Origin of the sequence: Paraglaciecola sp. T6c, from assembly GCF_000014225.1 — a bacterium.
Lineage (GTDB): Bacteria > Pseudomonadota > Gammaproteobacteria > Enterobacterales > Alteromonadaceae > Paraglaciecola > Paraglaciecola atlantica_A.
Map to the genome: position 1 here is coordinate 433,610 of NC_008228.1, position 18,659 is coordinate 452,268.

17 protein-coding genes are annotated in these 18,659 nt (G+C 45.5%); 9 read left to right on the plus strand and 8 right to left on the minus strand.

The features are described from left to right. Positions 1 to 47 precede the first annotated feature (47 nt). From PATL_RS01930 to PATL_RS01955, 7 genes are all read left to right on the plus strand, one after another. Positions 48 to 1,973, plus strand: coding sequence for an FAD-dependent oxidoreductase (locus tag PATL_RS01930; protein WP_011573306.1), 1,926 nt, complete (start codon positions 48 to 50; stop codon positions 1,971 to 1,973). Positions 1,974 to 2,028: 55 nt separating this feature from the next. Beyond that, on the plus strand, positions 2,029 to 2,244 hold the full coding sequence (locus PATL_RS22310; RefSeq protein ID WP_011573307.1) for a 4Fe-4S dicluster domain-containing protein: 216 nt from the start codon (positions 2,029 to 2,031) through the stop codon (positions 2,242 to 2,244). A gap of 192 nt (positions 2,245 to 2,436) precedes the next feature. Then, entirely contained in the window at positions 2,437 to 3,252 is an 816-nt protein-coding gene (locus tag PATL_RS01935) for an IclR family transcriptional regulator (RefSeq protein ID WP_157043384.1), read from the plus strand. A gap of 64 nt (positions 3,253 to 3,316) precedes the next feature. Beyond that, a complete protein-coding gene (locus tag PATL_RS01940) occupies positions 3,317 to 4,447 on the plus strand; it encodes an MFS transporter (RefSeq protein WP_232283278.1) in 1,131 nt (376 codons plus the stop codon). 165 nt (positions 4,448 to 4,612) lie between these two features. Then, entirely contained in the window at positions 4,613 to 6,382 is a 1,770-nt protein-coding gene (locus PATL_RS01945) for an arylsulfatase (RefSeq protein WP_081429915.1), read from the plus strand. A gap of 706 nt (positions 6,383 to 7,088) precedes the next feature. After that, positions 7,089 to 7,937, plus strand: a complete 849-nt coding sequence (locus PATL_RS01950; protein ID WP_086003946.1) for a hypothetical protein — start codon at positions 7,089 to 7,091, stop codon at positions 7,935 to 7,937. 54 nt (positions 7,938 to 7,991) lie between these two features. Next, complete coding sequence (locus PATL_RS01955) at positions 7,992 to 8,420, plus strand: acyl-CoA thioesterase (protein ID WP_011573312.1); 429 nt, start codon at positions 7,992 to 7,994, stop codon at positions 8,418 to 8,420. An 81-nt stretch (positions 8,421 to 8,501) separates the two neighbouring features. Here PATL_RS01955 and PATL_RS01960 read toward each other — a convergent pair whose 3' ends face one another. Further along, positions 8,502 to 9,062: a porin family protein gene (locus PATL_RS01960; protein ID WP_011573313.1), complete on the minus strand. Its 561-nt coding sequence runs from the start codon at positions 9,060 to 9,062 to the stop codon at positions 8,502 to 8,504. Between the two features lie 284 nt (positions 9,063 to 9,346). On the opposite strand from PATL_RS01960, the gene PATL_RS01965 reads away from it, so the two are divergent. Further along, complete coding sequence (locus PATL_RS01965; protein WP_011573314.1) at positions 9,347 to 9,574, plus strand: EexN family lipoprotein; 228 nt, start codon at positions 9,347 to 9,349, stop codon at positions 9,572 to 9,574. Between the two features lie 111 nt (positions 9,575 to 9,685). Here the strand turns inward: PATL_RS01965 and PATL_RS01970 are convergent, their stop codons facing one another. Then, positions 9,686 to 10,393: a DUF1499 domain-containing protein gene (locus PATL_RS01970; RefSeq protein ID WP_011573315.1), complete on the minus strand. Its 708-nt coding sequence runs from the start codon at positions 10,391 to 10,393 to the stop codon at positions 9,686 to 9,688. A gap of 122 nt (positions 10,394 to 10,515) precedes the next feature. Here PATL_RS01970 and PATL_RS01975 point away from each other — a divergent pair, with 122 nt between their 5' ends. After that, the gene (locus PATL_RS01975) at positions 10,516 to 11,355 is read left to right on the plus strand and encodes a sterol desaturase family protein (RefSeq protein WP_011573316.1); all 840 of its coding nucleotides are present in this window, start codon (positions 10,516 to 10,518) and stop codon (positions 11,353 to 11,355) included. Positions 11,356 to 11,361: 6 nt separating this feature from the next. Here PATL_RS01975 and PATL_RS01980 read toward each other — a convergent pair whose 3' ends face one another. The 6 genes from PATL_RS01980 to PATL_RS02005 all read right to left on the minus strand — a co-directional run bounded on the left by PATL_RS01980 (position 11,362) and on the right by PATL_RS02005 (position 18,650). Next, a complete protein-coding gene (locus PATL_RS01980) occupies positions 11,362 to 11,982 on the minus strand; it encodes a CDP-alcohol phosphatidyltransferase family protein (RefSeq protein WP_011573317.1) in 621 nt (206 codons plus the stop codon). Between the two features lie 59 nt (positions 11,983 to 12,041). Further along, a complete protein-coding gene (locus tag PATL_RS01985) occupies positions 12,042 to 12,722 on the minus strand; it encodes an ATP-binding cassette domain-containing protein (protein ID WP_011573318.1) in 681 nt (226 codons plus the stop codon). After that, entirely contained in the window at positions 12,706 to 14,355 is a 1,650-nt protein-coding gene (locus tag PATL_RS01990) for an ABC transporter permease (protein ID WP_011573319.1), read from the minus strand. Before PATL_RS01990 ends, PATL_RS01985 begins: the two co-directional genes overlap by 17 nt. Continuing rightward, the gene (locus tag PATL_RS01995; protein WP_157043434.1) at positions 14,331 to 15,488 is read right to left on the minus strand and encodes an ABC transporter substrate-binding protein; all 1,158 of its coding nucleotides are present in this window, start codon (positions 15,486 to 15,488) and stop codon (positions 14,331 to 14,333) included. Before PATL_RS01995 ends, PATL_RS01990 begins: the two co-directional genes overlap by 25 nt. 46 nt (positions 15,489 to 15,534) lie before the next feature. After that, complete coding sequence (locus PATL_RS02000) at positions 15,535 to 16,413, minus strand: DUF547 domain-containing protein (RefSeq protein ID WP_011573321.1); 879 nt, start codon at positions 16,411 to 16,413, stop codon at positions 15,535 to 15,537. A 95-nt stretch (positions 16,414 to 16,508) separates the two neighbouring features. Then, entirely contained in the window at positions 16,509 to 18,650 is a 2,142-nt protein-coding gene (locus PATL_RS02005; RefSeq protein WP_011573322.1) for an FAD-dependent oxidoreductase, read from the minus strand. Positions 18,651 to 18,659: the final 9 nt, after the last annotated feature.

The window sequence follows — 18,659 nt, forward strand, 5'->3', positions numbered from 1 at the left end:
AAAAACCTTAGTGTTTAATGCATAGCGAAAAGTAGAAGGTCTATCTTATGACTGATGAAAAAGATATCAAATACCAGAAAAGCAGCAGTAAAAGTGTCAATCAAAATGAAAGTGCATCAGAAAAAATTAAAGAAGGCGTCACCCGGCGTGATGTTTTAAGAGCAGGGGCATATACGGCAGCGGCCTTAGCTGCGCCTTTTATTGTCAACACCGGCGCGAGGGTGGAAGCCTCTACCACAGAGCCGGTACGCAAAGCCGACTTGATTGTGATAGGGAGCGGTTTTGCTGGCACCTTTGCCGCGCTAGAAGCTCGCAAACAAGGACTAAGTGTTGTGATGGTGGATAAAGGCGTGGTGGGCTGGTCAGGCATGTCACCATGGGCATCCGATAGCCGCCCCTTCGACCCAGACATTTATGACAGAGACGAATGGCAACAAAACATGGCCATGAACACCGAATATGTTAACGACCGAAAATGGTTAGACATCTTTATGGACGAGTCACTAGATATCTTTAATATCTTGCATGAAATGGGAGCCCACAATACGCGACCATTTGAGCGTGGCTCAGTGGTGTTTCGTAAAGAATTAGAAGACGCAGGAGTATCACTTGTCGAACGCACCATGATAACGAGTTTGCTGCAAGAAGATGGGGGCAAAGTGTGTGGTGCCGTGGGTTTCACTTACGACGATACTGCTGAGCCGTCAAAAGCGGTGGTGCTCAGAGCTGACGCAGTATTGCTTTGCACAGGTGCAGGTTCCTATAAAAGCCCAGGGTTTCCAATTTGGGGGCAAACCTTTGATGGCGATGCGCTCGCGTTTAATGCTGGGGCCAAAATTGTTGGTAAAGAATACAATGACACACACCCTACGTTCGCCTTTGCCCCTGCCGCTGCCTATGAGGGCTGGCGCTGGGCACAAAGTGTTAAAGGGGCGTACGTAATGGTAGGCCCGCCAGATAAGCTAGACGGGGGCTTAACCCTTGGCAGTGCGTTAGGTGTTTATCAAAATGGGGTAAACCGCCAATTAGGCGTGGGCCCTGGTGGGGAGCCACCCCCACCAAAAGACGGCCCAAGGCCTGAATCGCTCATAGTAAAAGACAACCGTAAATATTTAGGAAAGGGTTACTTAACACAGCCAGATTTAATATTGGACTTAGGTGGGCCGCCTGAAGGTGCGGGTGAAGACGCCGGCTTTGGCCACCGAGTGGGTGGGGCGACTGCAGGTATGGGCGTGCATAAAAGTGAAGGTGTTTTCTGTTCCGATTACAGCGGAGCAGCTGATAGTGTTGAAGGTTTGTATGCTGCTGGTGATGCATTGGGCTCGATGCTGTGTGGTTCACTATACCCAGGGCGAGGATTTTCCTCTTACGGTTCTGCTATTCAGGGGCGAATAGCCGCTCGAAATGCAGTGAAATACGTAAAATCTTTAGCGAGGCGTCCGAAAATCAGCCAACAACAAATTCAAGCCAAGTTAGCCGAAATGTGGGCTCCGCGTAATGTCGAACAAGGTTACAGCCCTGAATGGATAACCGCGACACTGCAAAACACCATGACCCCGATACATATTTTGTATATCAAAGAACCGCGCAGATTAGATGGCGCGCTGGCTTCAATCGAATTCTTACGTACCCAATGTATACCCAAGATGATTGCCAGAGATGGCCACGAGCTGCGTATGGCCCATGAGGTTAAAAGCATGTTGTTGAATGCGGAAATGAAATTGCGTACTGGCTTATATAGAGAGGAAAGCCGTGGCACGCATTTTCGAGAAGATTTTCCAGCTAGGAATGATAACGACTGGCATTGCTGGGTGACGGTACAAAAACAAAAAGACGGAATGTTGATGGGCAAGCACATGTTGCCTGAATCGTGGAAGCCGGACCAGAGCAAAAGTTACCGGGAAAACTATCCTCGGGAGTTCCCAGGAGAAATGGATTTCCTCGCTAATAATCCACAGTTTACCCGCCGATGAGTAGTGAACGATTAGTCAAATATGTTAACCATAAAAATAGAAGAGGTGTGAAGTTATGCCAATTGAAAAAATACATGGCTGTATAGGGTGTGAAAAGTGCGTTCAAGCGTGCCCAACTGACGTGATAAGAATGGATCCTGAATCGGGGCAGGCGTTTATTGCTTATCAACAAGATTGCCAAATTTGTCATTTGTGTCGCTTAAGTTGCCCAGTGGATGCCATTACTTTAACGCCAGATAAGGCGATGCTGCCCACCACGTCCTGGGGCTAACCAAAAGGAATTTTTTAATGCACATTTACCCAATTCGTAGGTACATTAGACAAGTGAACCGAGTGCTTGTAGCCACGGTAGTCCTGTTTGCTAATACGGCGTGTGATATTGTTCCCCAAGGGATTAAGTTTAGGCCGGCACAAGCGACACCCTCTCAAACCTGCGCAGGCAGCACATGTACAGAGTCGACAAGTGAAAAAGAGCATTAAGAAAGATAAATTAAATGCCATCGAGAAGTCATTAGAGATCCTCATAACCTTTACCAATACTAATCATGAGTTGAGTACTGGGGAGATCAGTAAGCTAACAGGGTTTCATAAAGCGACCACATCGCGGATTTTATCTACTTTAGTGGAATATGGTCTATTTGCTCATAATGACCAGAGCAGAAAGTACTCCCTAGGGCCATTGGCGTATCGGCTTGGCCTGTCGCGCGTGAGCCAGTCGATTCAGCATTTTGTCGAGGTTTCATCCCCCTATATTGATCGATTGCGAGACAGCACCAACGAGTCTATTTCCCTCGAAGTGTGGAGTGGGACGGGCACGATAGCCTGTTATTTTGCTGAAAGCAGAGATCCCTTACGGGTGTCTATGGCTCAAGCTGAAATACTACCCCTGCATGCTCCTGCAGGCGCTAAAGCTATCTTGTCATTTATGCATTGTGAGCAAGTCATCAAAATGCTCGATTATGAATTTGAGGTCCTGACAAAAAACACGTTGACCTCAAAGAGTGAATTGCTAAGGCGCTTGGAGACGTTTAATCGCCAAGGCTATGCTACTGATAACCAAGAATTACACCTCGGTATTTATGCTATTGGGGTGCCGGTTTTTGACCGGTTAAGCAAACCCGTTGCTGCCGTATGTATGGTGATGCCTGCGACGCGTATGACGCCAGAAAAAGAAGCCGAAGCGGTAAGGTGTTTAAAACGTACCGCAAATGCGATTTCAACGGAGTTAAAAAGTTTACCCAACGCGTCATTTCGGTTTGACCCGATGCAACGTTCTTGATTTGCTTTAAGTCATGAGAGCCTCGCATATTGTAGATGCAGCAGCCTTTTCATCAAGAGCGGCGATGACTGCGATGATATCTTGTCATGTTGCTGGCTTGTTCTTCCTGCCCATGATGCCCTTGGTGATGGGAGCGTTCGTGAGTGATTTTTCTGCGCAAACGTTGTCGCTTGGCAGTATCGCCTCAATCCAACTGACCACAACTGCCCTTGGGGCGTTTTCGTTTACCATTATAGGAGCGCGAACCAGCTGTCGGCGGATCGTACTGGCGGCGATAGCTAGCGAGTTGTTGCTTAATGCTGCTACCCTAGTGTCGTCCTCATTCTCAGAGCTTATCGTGCTGCGGGGGGCTTCAGGATTCGCTCAAGGCCATTTATTAGCGGCTGCTGGCGCATGTGCCGCTTTGAGCCGTAGAACAGAAAAAACCTTTGCATTTTATAATGCCACGCTTGCCATTTTCGCCGTGGTGTTTCTTTTTGTTGGGGCGCTGGTAGTTCCATTGTTTGGTCATGCAGGGGTGTTTGTTCTGTTTGTCGTGGTGGATACGTTGGCTTTAGCTTTCATTTACTTTGGCTTGCCCGATTTTACGCTGCAGGCTAGGCAGGCATCTTCTTCTGCGCGCGCCACGCCGCTCACGCGAGCGGGGACGTATGCATTCATCGCGCTTATACTTTTTGGTGTGGCATTGTCGGGTACGCAAACGTTCATTGAGCGTTTAGGATATTGGCACGGAGCGGCTTTAAATGTGATCGCAACATCGCTAGGATGGGGGTGGTGTATTGCCATTGTTGCGCCATTTTTGTTGATTTGGTTAATAGGCCGCTGTAAAGATAATTTGGTGCTATTGTTGCCTGCCTACACCCTGATAGTGGGGCTAACGATAATCCTTTCACTAATGCAAACTACCTTTATTTATCTTGTGGCTGTGGCGTTATTTACACCCCTTATTATGTTTATTGAGCCATTGCAATTCGGCGTGTTAGGCCAGCTTGATGATACTGGTAGGTTGGCAGCCTTGGGGCCTGGGGCTATTTCGATTGGCTCAGGTCTGGGACCGCTCATACTGAGCTCAGTGGTAAATGCTTTTGGCTTGATCAGTGTCGGGATCACAGCCGGCTGCTTGCTGATGATTTCATTTTTGTTTTTATACCCCGTCTGCATAAAAGCAAACAAGAACGTGTTTAAAAAACAATAAACTAAAATCTATTAGGCACCTTTCTCTTTGTTCATACTTTATTTAACTTGTCTGTTTTGTATAGCGAAACAGCTGTATTGTCAAAATTAGAAAACAGCGTACCGTTTACATTATTGCAACACTTTGGGCGGGGCTATCCTGCTATCTATCACGAGGTAATTATTTGTGAATAGCTCTATTTCAAACCGCTTTGCTGCCACAAAGCTGCTCAATACGGTTTTACTAGCAAGCGCAGTCTATTCAGTGTTTGGAATTTGTAATGAACAGCAAGCACAGCAACAAAATCAAAGAAGCGTAAACAGACCTAACATTCTATTGATTGTGGCAGACGATTTAGGGTACTCGGATCTCGGAAGTTTTGGAGGAGAAATCGCCACGCCTAATTTAGATAAGCTGGCGAAAGATGGTGGCAGCAAGTTGACTAATTTTCACGTTGCTCCCACCTGTTCACCAACGCGATCAATGCTGATGTCGGGCACTTATAATCATTTAGCTGGTCTCGGCGCTATGGCTGAGTGGGTCGCGGATAATCAGCGCGATAAACCCGGCTACGAAGGCTACTTAAATGATCGAGTCGCCCCATTACCTGCGCTACTTCAAGATGCAGGTTATCGCACATTCATGGCAGGTAAGTGGCACCTTGGGATGTTAGATGGTCAAGGACCAGACAGTCACGGCTTTGACAACTCTTTCGCCATGTTGCCTGGCGCTGGCGATCACTATTCTGATAGAGGCCTTTTCCCTTTTATGGCCAAAACCCCGTATCGGGAAAATGGTAAAGCAGTCACCTTACCTGACGATTTTTATTCAACCCGCTTTTACAGCGACAAAGCAATTCAATATATCGATTCAGCGGTAACAAACAAAGACCAACCCTTCTTTGGTTACCTCGCTTACACGGCACCCCACTGGCCTTTACAGGTAGATAAGAAATACAGTGATAAATACCAAGGTAAGTACTCCATTGGTTACGAGGAAATTAAAGACGCGAGACTAGCTAGGTTAGCGGATTTAGGCCTAATTGATGAGCACGCTACCCACAGTGAGGGCAATGCTTGCTACGCCAAGTGGCAGCAACTCTCAACTGAAGAGCAAGGAAAGCAAGCCCGTATGATGGAAATATACGCAGGCATGGTGGATGCCCTAGATGAAAACATTGGCCGAGTGATACAGCACTTAAAAGACATAGGCCAGTATGACAATACTTTAATAGTGTTTATCTCAGATAACGGCGCTGACGCTCGTCCCGAGCAGGGGCTAGCAGAGGAAGCGAAGTACGTGCAAGAAACGTTCGATAACAGTTTGCAGAATATGGGTGCAGCCGGCTCTTTCGTTTCTTACGGCGGTGCATGGGCTCAAGTGAGCAATACCCCCTTTAGTTTACATAAAGGCATGGTCACAGAGGGCGGCATTCGCGTACCTGCCATTATCCACCTGCCTAATAACCAAGGCCAAGCAGAGAACCGCAGTCAAACCGAAGCTCAGACTTTAACCGAGTTCGCATCAGTGATGGATTTACTCCCTACATTTTTGGACGTCGCGGGGGCTGAATTGCCAGGTTCAGAATACAAAGGCCAAAAGGTATTACCTATTGTTGGCAAATCGATTTTACCTTATTTATATGGCGAACAAGATTTTGTACACAAAGATGAAGTGTACGGATTCAGTGTGCATGGCAGGCAAGGGCTACAGTATAATCAGTGGAAATTAGTCAGGCTGCCAGCGCCCTATGAGCATGGAAAGTGGCAACTGTTTAACCTCGATGAAGACCTAGGTGAAACTCATGACTTGGCGGGAGATAACCCTAAAAAGTTGCAAGAAATGATCGCCCGCTGGGATACCTTTGCAGCAAACACCGGAGTGATCATTTCAGACAAAAATATGAAAACGCCGAAAGAATGCATAATCGAGAAAAAAGGTACCTTGGCAAATTAGGAACACAGGTAGGATTACTGCTTATTCAGGTATCACCATCGGGTATGTAATTCCTGTTAATAAAGCAGTACTGGCGCCCAACTGTTTACCTGCGTACCAGGCCGGGTGTCCAACTGACTAATCAGGGGTACCATCTTGAATAAAAAGAAAATACCTTGGACTAGCTGCGAGTTAGACATCACTCAAAAGGATGTATTACCCCTAAATATTTAGGTTTGATCTCAATGGTGTCGTACCGACCCTAATGCATGATGGAAGGATTATAAAATCTGACAATAAATCTCATACACGGTGATGTTTCTTCTTGTGTGATATACCTTTTTATCTTCTAAGCCTTACTTTCATCCATTGGTGGCTCTGTATCGGAATCTAAACCAATGTACTAAGTATCATTAGTACCGAATCCCACTAACTGGCATTGCCACTTTGAGGGTTAATCCATTATCACCAATAGATAATTACTCATAGTCATGAAGTTGATATTTCGATTAAAACGACTAAATTAAAAAGTAGTGTATTCTCAAGGTTTGTGGTTGTTATATGTACTATTTATTCTGCTTCTTAGGCTTTATTAGCCGCAAACGTACTGCGTAATCAGGGAATAAACACTACGATGTTTTTTACGATCCCCTTACTATCAATGGCTATATTTAATTACCTAGAAAGGCTTTGTTTGTTTTACACGCTGAATAAGAAATTGCTGTGTATGGCTGTGCAGTGTGTACTCTTATTATTTTTTGATGGTGATGCACTCGCCGAACCCGAAACAACCATTTTGTACCCTAAGCCACTGTCAGTAGATGATCATCGTCCTATTTACCCTGTGCGGTTATTAGAGCTAGCGATAAGCAAATTGGGCAAACCTTATAGATTGAAACCGAGCAAAGGGTTAATGAACCAAAGCAGAGCATTACGTATGGTCGGTTCTCAAAATGCGCCTGATATTGTGTGGACCATGACCAGCAAAGAGCGAGAAGAGGCTTTCGAGCCCGTTAGAATTCCTATTTATAAAGGCTTAATTGGTTGGCGTTTATTTTTGGTTCATGCCGGAAACGAGAGACGATTTGAGCAGATCAATAGTTTAGCTGGTTTACAAAAATTCACTGCAGGGCAAGTACACGATTGGCCAGACACCTATATTATGAACAGCAGCGGGATAGATGTGATGTCGTCTTCTATGTATGAGCGCCTGTTTGTGATGTTAGACGGTGAGCGATTCGATTTTTTCCCGCGTTCGCTTATCGAAATCTGGAGTGAATTAGATGCTAGACCTCAATACAACCTTGCAGTGGAGAAACGCTTATTGCTGCGTTATCCCGCTGCGCTTTATTATTTCGTTAATCCGAATAATAAGGAACTTGCTGCAGACATAGAGCGTGGTTTACAAATCGCCATTGAAGATGGCTCCTTTGACCTGATGTTTGAAAAGCACAATCAATGGTTAATTGATAAATCTAATTTGTCTGAGCGAATTGTGATTGATTTACCAAACCCTTTATTGCCTGCACGCACACCGTTGAAAAATGCCGCTCTTTGGTATCAAATTGAACCGTAATTTAATGCTACAATCTGACTAAAATCCCCATTAAATCTTGATACAGGCAGCGAAATGCAAGAAGAAGCGCAAGAAGAACAGGCTCTCGGTAAACTCACCACTCGAACTCTCGCTATGCCAGCTGATACGAATGCAGCTGGGGATATATTTGGTGGCTGGGTATTATCCCAAATGGATATTGCGGCAGGCATATGTGCTGGGCAACGAGCTCAAGGGCGCGTAGTCACAGTGTCAGTAGAGAGCATGAGTTTTATCCGCCCTGTGCACGTCGGGGATATTCTAGGTTTGTATACTCGGGTTGTTAAGTTAGGGCGCACATCTATGGTGATCAACGTTGAAGCATGGGTAAGACGCGATAGAATTGGTTTGCGAGAGAAGGTCACCCAAGGACAATTTAAATTTGTTGCGATTGATGATAAAGGTGTACCGATGCCATTGCCATCAGAAGACGAATTGCCAGATTACGTGTTAGAGAATTTCTAAGCCTCTGTATAGCCAGTTGTACTGATTTAAACAGCGACAGGATCCCTGTCGCTGTGACGTCAGAAAGAAAAAGTCCTCTAATTAGAATGAATAACGAGCAGAGACACCCATAATATCGTTGTCATCGGACGTACGATAAGACACGCTCACCGCTGCTTCGGGAGTGAAGTAGTAACTGGCGCCTAAATTAAGGTACGTATCATCATCGTCGTCTAAATCGATATAGGATACGCCGCCATCTAATTCGATATTTGGTGTTACACGTGAGCGAATGCCCGCTGTTAAGCCGTATCCATTTTCATCATAATCTTCTAGTTCAGCTTCTTCATAACTGACAACACCGTATACATCCGTATTACTTGATGCTGCCATACGATAACCAATACCTAAACTAAGCTGGTTAAAGTCAATATCACTGTTGTTGATTTCATCAGAGGTGTCTGTGTACGAGCCATTCACAAAAACATTTTTACCTACCAATGCAGAACCAGAAACTTTGAAGCCATCTGGCTCGTAGTCGCTGTTGTCTACATCAATCTTTGCATAACCGCCTTCAACATAGTTGAAGTCAGGAGAGGCTGCGTAAGCAGTAGGAACGGAAATAACGGTCGCTGCTAATAAAGCAATTTTTGAAGCTTTCATTGAAATTCCTTAATAAAAATTAACTGAGTGAGCAACAAAAGTAGTGGATTAGAGACATCTAATCAGACAATAAAAACTACTTCTGTCCTGCGCTTAATAGATGATGTTAAGCAGCTGATTTTCAATAGAAAACGTTGTAATTTTTTAGATGTTTTTTTAGTATCTAAACGTGAAGAATTGTTAAGGGATATGTAACGCTCGATTTTTCAATTAGTTGTGAACCTAAGCTGGCGTTAAACCCGAACGTACAGCGTTTTAATCATCGGGAATTTAAGGAAGAAAAAATGAAAAAATATATGTTGATACTGCCTTTAGTGTGCGGTCTTTCCGCTTGCGGTACACCGTCAGTAGAGGATTTAGTCGATGATCCTGAACTGTTAAGCGAAGTACTCGCAACGTGCACTGAGAAACTCATGAAAGGTGAAGAAGTGAAAACCGAAGAGTGCCAAAATGCCACTGAAGCACAGAAGCAAATTCTGAATAATGTGATGAAAGGTTTACTTGGTAACTAAACTGCTTCGAAATATTGTTAAGTTGTACAAACGCTCAGCGATGAAAACACATCGCTGAGCGTTTTTTTATCATCTTGCATTATCATGCGTCTGCAGATGAGAGGGCAAGAATTAAAGCTTGCTGTTTATAGCATCGATTAGCGAGTGAATACGCTCAGCATTTTTACCCAAATCGCTTTTACCTACACGGGATTTACTGCGTACATCAAGGAAGCTTTCTTCGCCTGTGGTACGAATACGTACAACAACGTCATCTTTAAAACCGAACCAGCCAGTGGTATCTGTTGCTTCAACAAGCCCTAGTGATTTGTCTGAGTTGACTAATTCCCAACCCAAATCATTGATCGCAGCTTGTGTTGCATCAAACAACTGTTCGGTGCTTTGGCTATATTTTTGCGTTGTCAGTTCTGGGTAAGCGTCACGCTGCTGTTTAGCAGTTTCTTCACCTGCATACTCGACCGGGTTAGGCGCGTCTGCACGCAAAGCAACAATTGCTACAAACTTAGGTGGGTTCACCAAATCTGTAGAAATATCATGAATTGGTGGGACTGATTTCGCTTTACTCATCATGCTCATAGGTAAACCTACAGCGATTAATGCCAACACCGCTGACACAGCAACACCTGCCCAGCTAATATTTTTACGCATAAAAATAATCTGGATTAGGATCAAAACTAATGCAGCGATACCGGCGTATACACCGAAGCGTAATGCAGCAAAAGCAGTGCCTAACTCGAGTATACCAAATTTGTAAAGGGGGCCAGGAAGGGCGACAAGCAAAATAGCCAGGAAGCTAACTAAGCTAACCAAGGTCTTCATAGGGTGTTCTCCGTTGTTATTATAGTACCGTAAATTTATGAACTCATGATATATGAACAACCTAATACTATCAGTAACAGTTTTTGGACTTAACTTTCTAATAAATATTAAAGTGGATAAGTATGCAAAATGAAGCCTGGTTGCGGATGGGCACCTTTATATTAGTGTTGGCCGTCATGATGATTTGGGAAGCACTATTGCCAAATCGGGTGTCACCTGTCGCGCGCTACAAACGCTGGTCGAGTAATTTTTTCTTGGTTCTTTGCGGCGCGCTAACCGGCAGGTTATTGGCACCAGCAGGCCTAGCTGTCGTGGCAATTTATGCCGATGAGCGGCAATTCGGCGTATTGAATATATTGCCTGTGCCTGAATGGGCGGCTGTTACCTTAGCGGTTATCGCCCTTGATTGCCTGATTTATTGGCAGCACCGCGTTTTTCATCGGGTGCCATTGTTGTGGCGTTTACATCGGGTACATCATGCTGACCCCCATCTCGATGCATCAACAGGCTTACGTTTTCACCCTATCGAAATAGCCTTGAGTTTATCGGTTAAGGGACTTGGTATCCTTTTATTAGGTGTGCCGGTCATAGCCATTTTAATTTTTGAGATTGTGCTTAATGCCAGTGCTATTTTTAATCACAGCAACATAAAGCTGCCCAACTGGTTGGAAACGCCGTTGCGAAAGGTGATTGTGACTCAAGCCATGCATCGGATTCATCATAGCCAGGTAGTAAAGGAAACCGATAGTAATTTTGGTTTTTGTTTGTCTATTTGGGATCGACTATTCCACAGCTACACACGCGAAGCTAAAGCCGGTGATGACGGCTTAACGATTGGCTTAAATGAGTACGACAAAGAAAGTAATAATACGGGCATCGGTACCGTACTCATGATGCCATTTAGACACACACCTGAAAAAGAGCGTTGCCAAAAAGAGCGTCGCCAAAAAGAGCGCCGCTAAAAAGAGCTAGCTGTCTTTAGTGGCCACTAAGGTGTGATAACCCACCCAAATTCGAATGATCGCGGTAAGCCAGCAGATTGCCGCAAATACCGATGCTATCAATACAAATTGACTCGGGAATAAGCAAAATAAGCACAGCACTAGAATGGTTTCAAAGCCTTCTGCTAAACCGCCCATGTAGTGCAAGCTTTTCTGTGGGTAGTTAGGGCTGTCGATGCCATGTTTGCTGGCCATAATGGCAAAGGCCAAAAAGCTGCCACCTGTGCCCATAAATGACAGCATCAAAAAGCTGCCAGCTATGGCGTTGTCCACCGGGTTGGCGCAGACAAAAGCGAACACAATGGCTGAGTAGAATATGAAATCTAAGGTGATATCCAAAAAGCCCCCTGCGTCTGAAGGGGATGTCTCTCTGGCGATTGCGCCGTCTAATCCGTCGCCAAGGCGATTTAGTAAGATCAAGCACAACGCCAATACATATTGACCATAAATAATGGCCGGCACCGCAAGTATGCCAATAACAAAGCCGGCTACTGTCACCGAATCGGCGGTTGCTCCGCGTTTGATTAATTGTTTGGCCGCACTGCACAGAGGCTTTTTCAACAGTTTATTTAAAATAGGGTCTAGCATGCTTTACCTTATGTTTATGGGCCGCTAGAGGGCAGACCCATAGAGCCGAGTATACGTTATTAGTCGCTTTTAGCGTGTGATGCGCTTTGAAAATAGGCCCCTAAATCTATATGTTGAGCATGAGCAGGAATATTGTCGATATCGTGACTCACCATGATGCTAGGCACTCCTTGCTGTTGCAATTGCTCAAATGCCCACTGACTTACCTTAGCATTCGTGTTTGGGTCAAGTGCAGCGAAGGGTTCATCCATCAATAAGGCTTGTGGTTGATTTGCCAGCGCACGCACCAAGCCAACGCGAGAGCGCTCGCCACCACTTAATTGATCGCTGAAATGTTCAGCCACATAACCCAGCTCAATCTTATCGAGCATATTTATTGCGGTTTTACGGCGCTGCTGTTTATTCTGTTTTTTACCTTGCTGATTTTGAACCGCTGTGGGCAGTGCAAAGCAGATATTGTCTACCACATTCAAATGGGGAAAAAGATGCACGTCTTGCATTAATAAACCGATGCCCCGCTGCTCAACGTTCAGGTCGTTAATCGCTTGTTCGTTCAGGATAATTTCACCACTGATGTTGGCATGCTGAATCTTATCACCTAACAACCAGTGCAAAAATGTCGACTTGCCCATACCGCTTGGGCCAGTAAGTACCAGTAACTCACCTTGCTCGAGTGTTATATCGGGCAAGGAAATCTGCCCACTAACAGTGTTTATTTGGCAATTATTGATGCGCAGCATCGAAACTTCCTCGAAGACGTTGAGCCAGCACACTGGCGATGAAAAAGGCTACAAACGGCAGTAAAGCTTGCACTAACAGGTAGACCGCCGTGATGCTCTGCTCGTTTCCTGAAGCAATTGCGACTGCCTCAGTGGTGATGGTGGATACTCGCCCGGCTCCCATCATTAGGGTGGGAATGTATTGCGCAACACTGACCGAAAACGCGATGGCTAATGCGCTTATCAGAGCAGGGCGAAGCAACATGAAACGTACTTGCCACCAACGTTGCCAATAGGAATAGCCGAAACTGGCAGCAACCAACTCATAATGCCGATCCAGACTTTGAAACGGCCCGCGAAGCACTAAGTAGCTGTAAGCAAAGGTGAAGGGTAAATGTGAGAGGACTATCCAAGCCGTATTGTAACTCGCGCTCATATCGGTGTGAGCAATTTGCCACCCGTACACCATGCTTAGCTGGGGCAATAGTATTGCCAGTAACCACACATAATCGGGTAAATAGCGTTTGCTTTGTCGCTGAAGCTCTAGGGCAATTAAGGTCATTGCGACACCCACAATACTGCTAAAAAAAGCAATGTTTAAGCTGTTCAGCAATGGCGCTTGCATGAAAAACCATTCATCTTGCCATAACGCGGTAGACCAACTCGTTGCGTTAAAGGGATTTTGCGTATTCCAGCCTAGGGACCAAAGTAAAAAGGTGAGTAATATCGCTAAGGTTAATAAACTAAAAAGCCCCAACCACGCAGTGAATACCCGAGCAAAGCGAGTGATTTTCAATGGGTTGGCCATAATGGCAAGCGTGCGAATTCGCTTTGTGGCGAACCATTCATGAATATAAATAGCCGCGACCAACACGCCAAGCATGACCAATAAAAGCAGATTGCCAAGAAAGGCCATTGCTTGCTCAGCTGCGGTGAAGCCAGTTTGCCAGTTATATAATACGACCGCGTAAAGTTCGGGAATATTGGGGCCAATCAGTAGGCTAATGTCCAGTACCGACAAGGTAAAAGCCATCGCTGCAAGCAAGGCCAACCGAGACTGCTTCAATACGGTAGGGAACACCAACAACCACCAACTGGCACTTTCACTGTAGCCAAGTGCTCGACCTTGCAGTAACCAATCTTTAATCGCCAACTGGCGACCCAGAGCGCTGAATATAAATAAAAAGAAGGGCACTTCTTTTATGCTGATAGCAATTAACATGGTCAACATACTTTTACGTCCAACGCCAAGCCACTCAGGTGGTGTGCTCCCAGCGAGCTCCCAAAGTGCACTCCACAACATTCCCCCTGAACTAAAGAGGTAGACTATGCCTAGAGCTACCGCTAAATGAGGGAGTGACAGCAAAGGGGCGAGGCGTTGCTCTAAGGCTTGCCAGCGGGGGTTAAAACGATACTGGCTGTATACGGTAAATGCCACATACAGCGCAATGATCGGCGCGAGCAATGAAAGCAGCAGAGAACTTAAAACTGATGACAGGAGGCCGTTGTAATCAAAAAATACGCTAACGTGCTCCCATGAAATTGGCGGCGAGAGCCATAAGCCCAGCACGATACCAAAAACGGGCAGCCCTGCGACTAATGCAACAAGCAGCCAGCCAACAACAAGGGTTAAGCGCCGTATCGTTGTTGCCATGTATCTTCAATGATTTGTTGCCAAGAACTGTGTAACTCTTGCTGAGAGGGTAATGTTGAGGCTTTATCCAGTAATGGCGTTATGACTGCAGGGTCCCCCCAGGTACCATTAAGCTTGCGCTCTTGGGCTAACTCGCTCAATAGAAAATGGATCACCACTTTCGCGCCTGCTGGACTTTGCGCCCCTTTGGGAATGGCAAGGTTATGGCTGTTAGTAATAGCGCCGCCCGCAAAGTACACGCGTTTTGCAGATTGAGGAATGCGCATTTCATCTTGCTCTTTGCTTATTTGATTGGGGTTAAAACTAACGGCGATTGTCTGTTGATCTTGTTGAAAAAGTGCCAGTTGCTCTGTGTTTGAGCTAGGGAATGCACTGCCTTTTTGCCATAATAGTGGGTGCAGTTTATCAAGGTAATCCCATAATGCAGGCAGCAACTGCTGCTGGGATTCAGGTGTAGCAAGCTCGAATAAACGTTTATCATTATGACTAAGCGCCACTAAAAGCTGTTTCAAAAAAGTAGTGCCATGAAATTCAGGCGGGCGCGGGTAACTCATGCGGCCGGGTTGTTGCTTCGCTGCGCTAAGAATATCAGCTGGGGTAATGCTTATCTGAGCAAAGGCGTTTTCATTGGCAATAATATTGAATTGCCCTACGCCCCAAGGTATTTCGAAGCCATCCATAGGGACACCAAAGTCGTTGCCCAACGACAGCTGCTCAGTAGCCAGCAGTGCACTATTGGGGACGGCGTTTGTCAGCCCCCCTAATAACAATTCTTGTTCTTTTAGGTAGCTAAAGTTTTCACCATTTATCCACAGCAAATCGATAGCACTTTTGCTGCCATCTTCTGCTTTTAACCTACTAACCGCTTCGCTGATATCGGCTACTTTAACGTGACGCAAACGTACCTGATAGCGACTGGCAATTTCCCGGGCTGCCCAGCGTAAATAGTTATTGACGGGTTTTGAGCCACCCCAAGCATAAAAGTACACTGTTTCGCCGCGGGCAGTGGCTAAGGTTTGCTGCCACTGCTTGCTGCTTTCGCGCGGGCTAGCTTGATTACCCTTAAGGTCGTTTAACGCGTCATTTCCTATCGCCACAGATGGCGCTGCCAAGGCTGCCAATAGCAGTACTATCTTGGCCCCAACAGGTACTTTAAGGTGGGTAAAAAAGCGCGTCAATTTAGAAGTTAGCCACATCATTTAAACGCCAGTCGTAATCCTTGAAAGTAATAGGGTAGTCAGCGCTCTTGATTAGATTGCGCTGCTCTTGTGGATTACTGTCACCCTCGACGAGTGCATCGCTGTAGTCATTGAGCAAATCGAATAATGAATTGAAACCCTGGTCGCCTTTTTCAAAGTCGCTGCGATACCATTTAAATATTGACGATAAAGACGCTTCACCCTTTTGGCCATGTACCTTTATCTCATTGCGGCTATTGTCTGCTAAAAACAGTTGCATTTGACTATCAAGCTGAGCTGTTAACTCGCTGGGCACAAAAGCCTCATTACGCAGTGGTGGGCATGAAACAGCCGCACAAACTAGGGCGGCATGAATACGTGGCTCTTTGAACCATTTACGCACCATTTCGTGTTCGATATCGTCTAAGTTGTGTTTTTCATTAAACAAAGTGAAGAACTTCTTTTCCCACGGAGTGGTGAATAAACTACCTAGGTCGCGAATTGAGTCAGCATCCCCTTGCTTAAACTCTTCCCAGTTATCGACAATCAGCTTCAGGGTAAAACCATTATATGCATTGATTAGAAAGCTCAGTTGTTGCTGCTTATCCCATCCGTCAAACTGGCTTTTACTGACAGCAGAAAATGCATTTAACGATATGTGCAAAGTATCTTTTTGTACTGATAATCGTTGATAGTCCACTCGGGTTTGCTTCTTATCGTCAGACGTTTGCACTACTTGGGTTAATAGTTGATCAAAATTAGCATAGCTGTGATCGAATTCTGCAGCGTGTAACACGAACGAAAATGAGGCAAGTAGCAAACTACCTGCCGTTAGGGTATATCGAATCAAACGTGTAACTTGGTTTGATGGAGTATGCATACACTTCCCCGTTAGATTTATTTAAATTACGGAGCGTACGCTAATAATTGCAGCACGCCCGTTATCTTATAAGTAACTTCTAAGCAATCGATGCCTTACTTGCGACGCCACGTGTGGAAGCGTTCAAGGAAGTCGAGTACTTTTTGCGGTGCGTGATCTTTCTTCCAGTTCCCTGCGACGTTTTTATTCGCTTCAGCCATAGTCGGGTAAATATGGATAGTCCCCAAAATCTTGTTTAAACCAAGGCCGTGTTTCATGGCTAAAACGAACTCTGCCAGTAATTCACCCGCATTGGCACCGACTATGGTGGCACCCAAAATCTTATCTTTACCAGGCTTAGTGAGCACTTTAACAAAACCCCGTGCATGATCGTCAGCTAATGCACGGTCAAGACCGCCAATATCGTAACGTGTGACCTCTACTTCGATGCCTTGTTGCTTAGCAGACATTTCATTTAACCCTACCGTGGCAATTTCTGGCTCCGCAAAGGTTGCCCAAGGAATAACACTGTAGTCCACCTTAAATATTTTAAAGGGTCTAAATAACGCGTTGACCGCTGCATACCAAGCTTGGTGACTGGCGGTGTGAGTAAACTGATAAGGCCCGGCGACATCGCCTGCCGCCAAAATATTTGGGTACTTGGTTTGTAAAAAGTCATTGGTGATAACAGTACGGTCAGTCTCGATACCAAGTTTTTCTAAACCGAAGCCCGTTAGGTTCGCTTGGCGACCCACAGCCACCAATATCTTATCGAACGGGATACGCTCTTCTTTACCTTCAAACTCAACCACCAACACATTGCCTTCGCTGGTGGTTTCAACTGCCATGGCGCTGGTGTTCAGGCGCAAGTCGATGCCGTCTTTTTCGAGTTGAATTTGTAAGTGCTTCGCTGCATCTGGGTCTTCTTTGCTCAATACTTGGTCGCCGCGTTCGATTTGCGTGACATGGGTGCCTAAACGACCAAATGCTTGAGACAGTTCGCAACCAATTGGGCCGCCGCCTAGTACTATCATACGTTTAGGCTGCTCGGTGATTTCCCAAAGGTTATCAGCGGTTAAATAGTCGATGTCTTTCAAACCTGGAATATCTGGTACAAATGCACGGGCGCCTGTGGCAATAACAATGTTGCGCGTGGTTAATGATTCAACACCGTTCTCGGTTTGAATATCCACCTGCCAAGGCGACACGATGGTAGCATTACCTATGGCGACATTCACTCCCAGCGATTCATAACGCTCAACAGAATCGTGCGGCTCAATGGATTTAATCACGCTGTGAACCTTGTTCATGACCGCTTTAAAATCAATTTTTGGGGCATCATAGGTGACACCCGCATTTTGCGAAGTGTGATGAATATGCGCTAGCTTACTGGCGTGCAATATACTTTTAGAAGGCACGCAACCCGTATTCAAACAGTCGCCGCCCATTTTATGACGCTCAACCAAGGTCACTTTAGATTTAATGGCCGCGGCAATATAAGCCGTTACCAAACCAGCCGAACCTGCACCGATAACCACTAGGTTACGATCGAATTTCTTGGGTTTTTTCCAGCCTTTGTAAACACGGCGTTGTTGCAGCGCACTTAAAATAAACTTAGCCAAAATCGGGAATATGCCTAACAGGACAAACGAAAGGATTAAATCCGTTGAGATAATGTCTGACAACTGGTTGATTTCGACTAATTGAGTACCTGCATTCACATAAACGGCAGTGCCAATCAACATGCCTAGTTGGCTAACCCAGTAATAAGTCCATGTTTTTATACCCGTCACACCCATCACTAGGTTGATGATAAAAAACGGGAAGATAGGCACTAAACGTAAGCTCAATAAGTAGAATGCACCGTCTTTTTCGATGCCTTTATCGATAGATTCTAGCTTTTTCGAGAAGGTACTTTTTACCCAATCCCGCAATAAGAAACGCGACGCTAAGAAGGCCAACGTTGCACCAATGCTTGAAGCGAATGAAGCTAATAATAAGCCCCAGCCGAAGCCGAATAAGGCACCTGCGCCTAATGTAAGAATAGCTGCCCCAGGTACACTCAAGGCGGTGGCTGCAGCATAAATGGCCAAGTAGCCAACAAATGCGACCAACCAGTTCGCTTCAATATATTGCGCAAGATCTTGCTGATTGTTTTTAAGGCTCTCAAGTGTGAGGTATTGATTCAGGTCAAAGACAAAAAAGCTGGCGATGAGCGCAGCAATGACGATGACTAATATTGCACGTTTACTATTCATTTTGAGGTG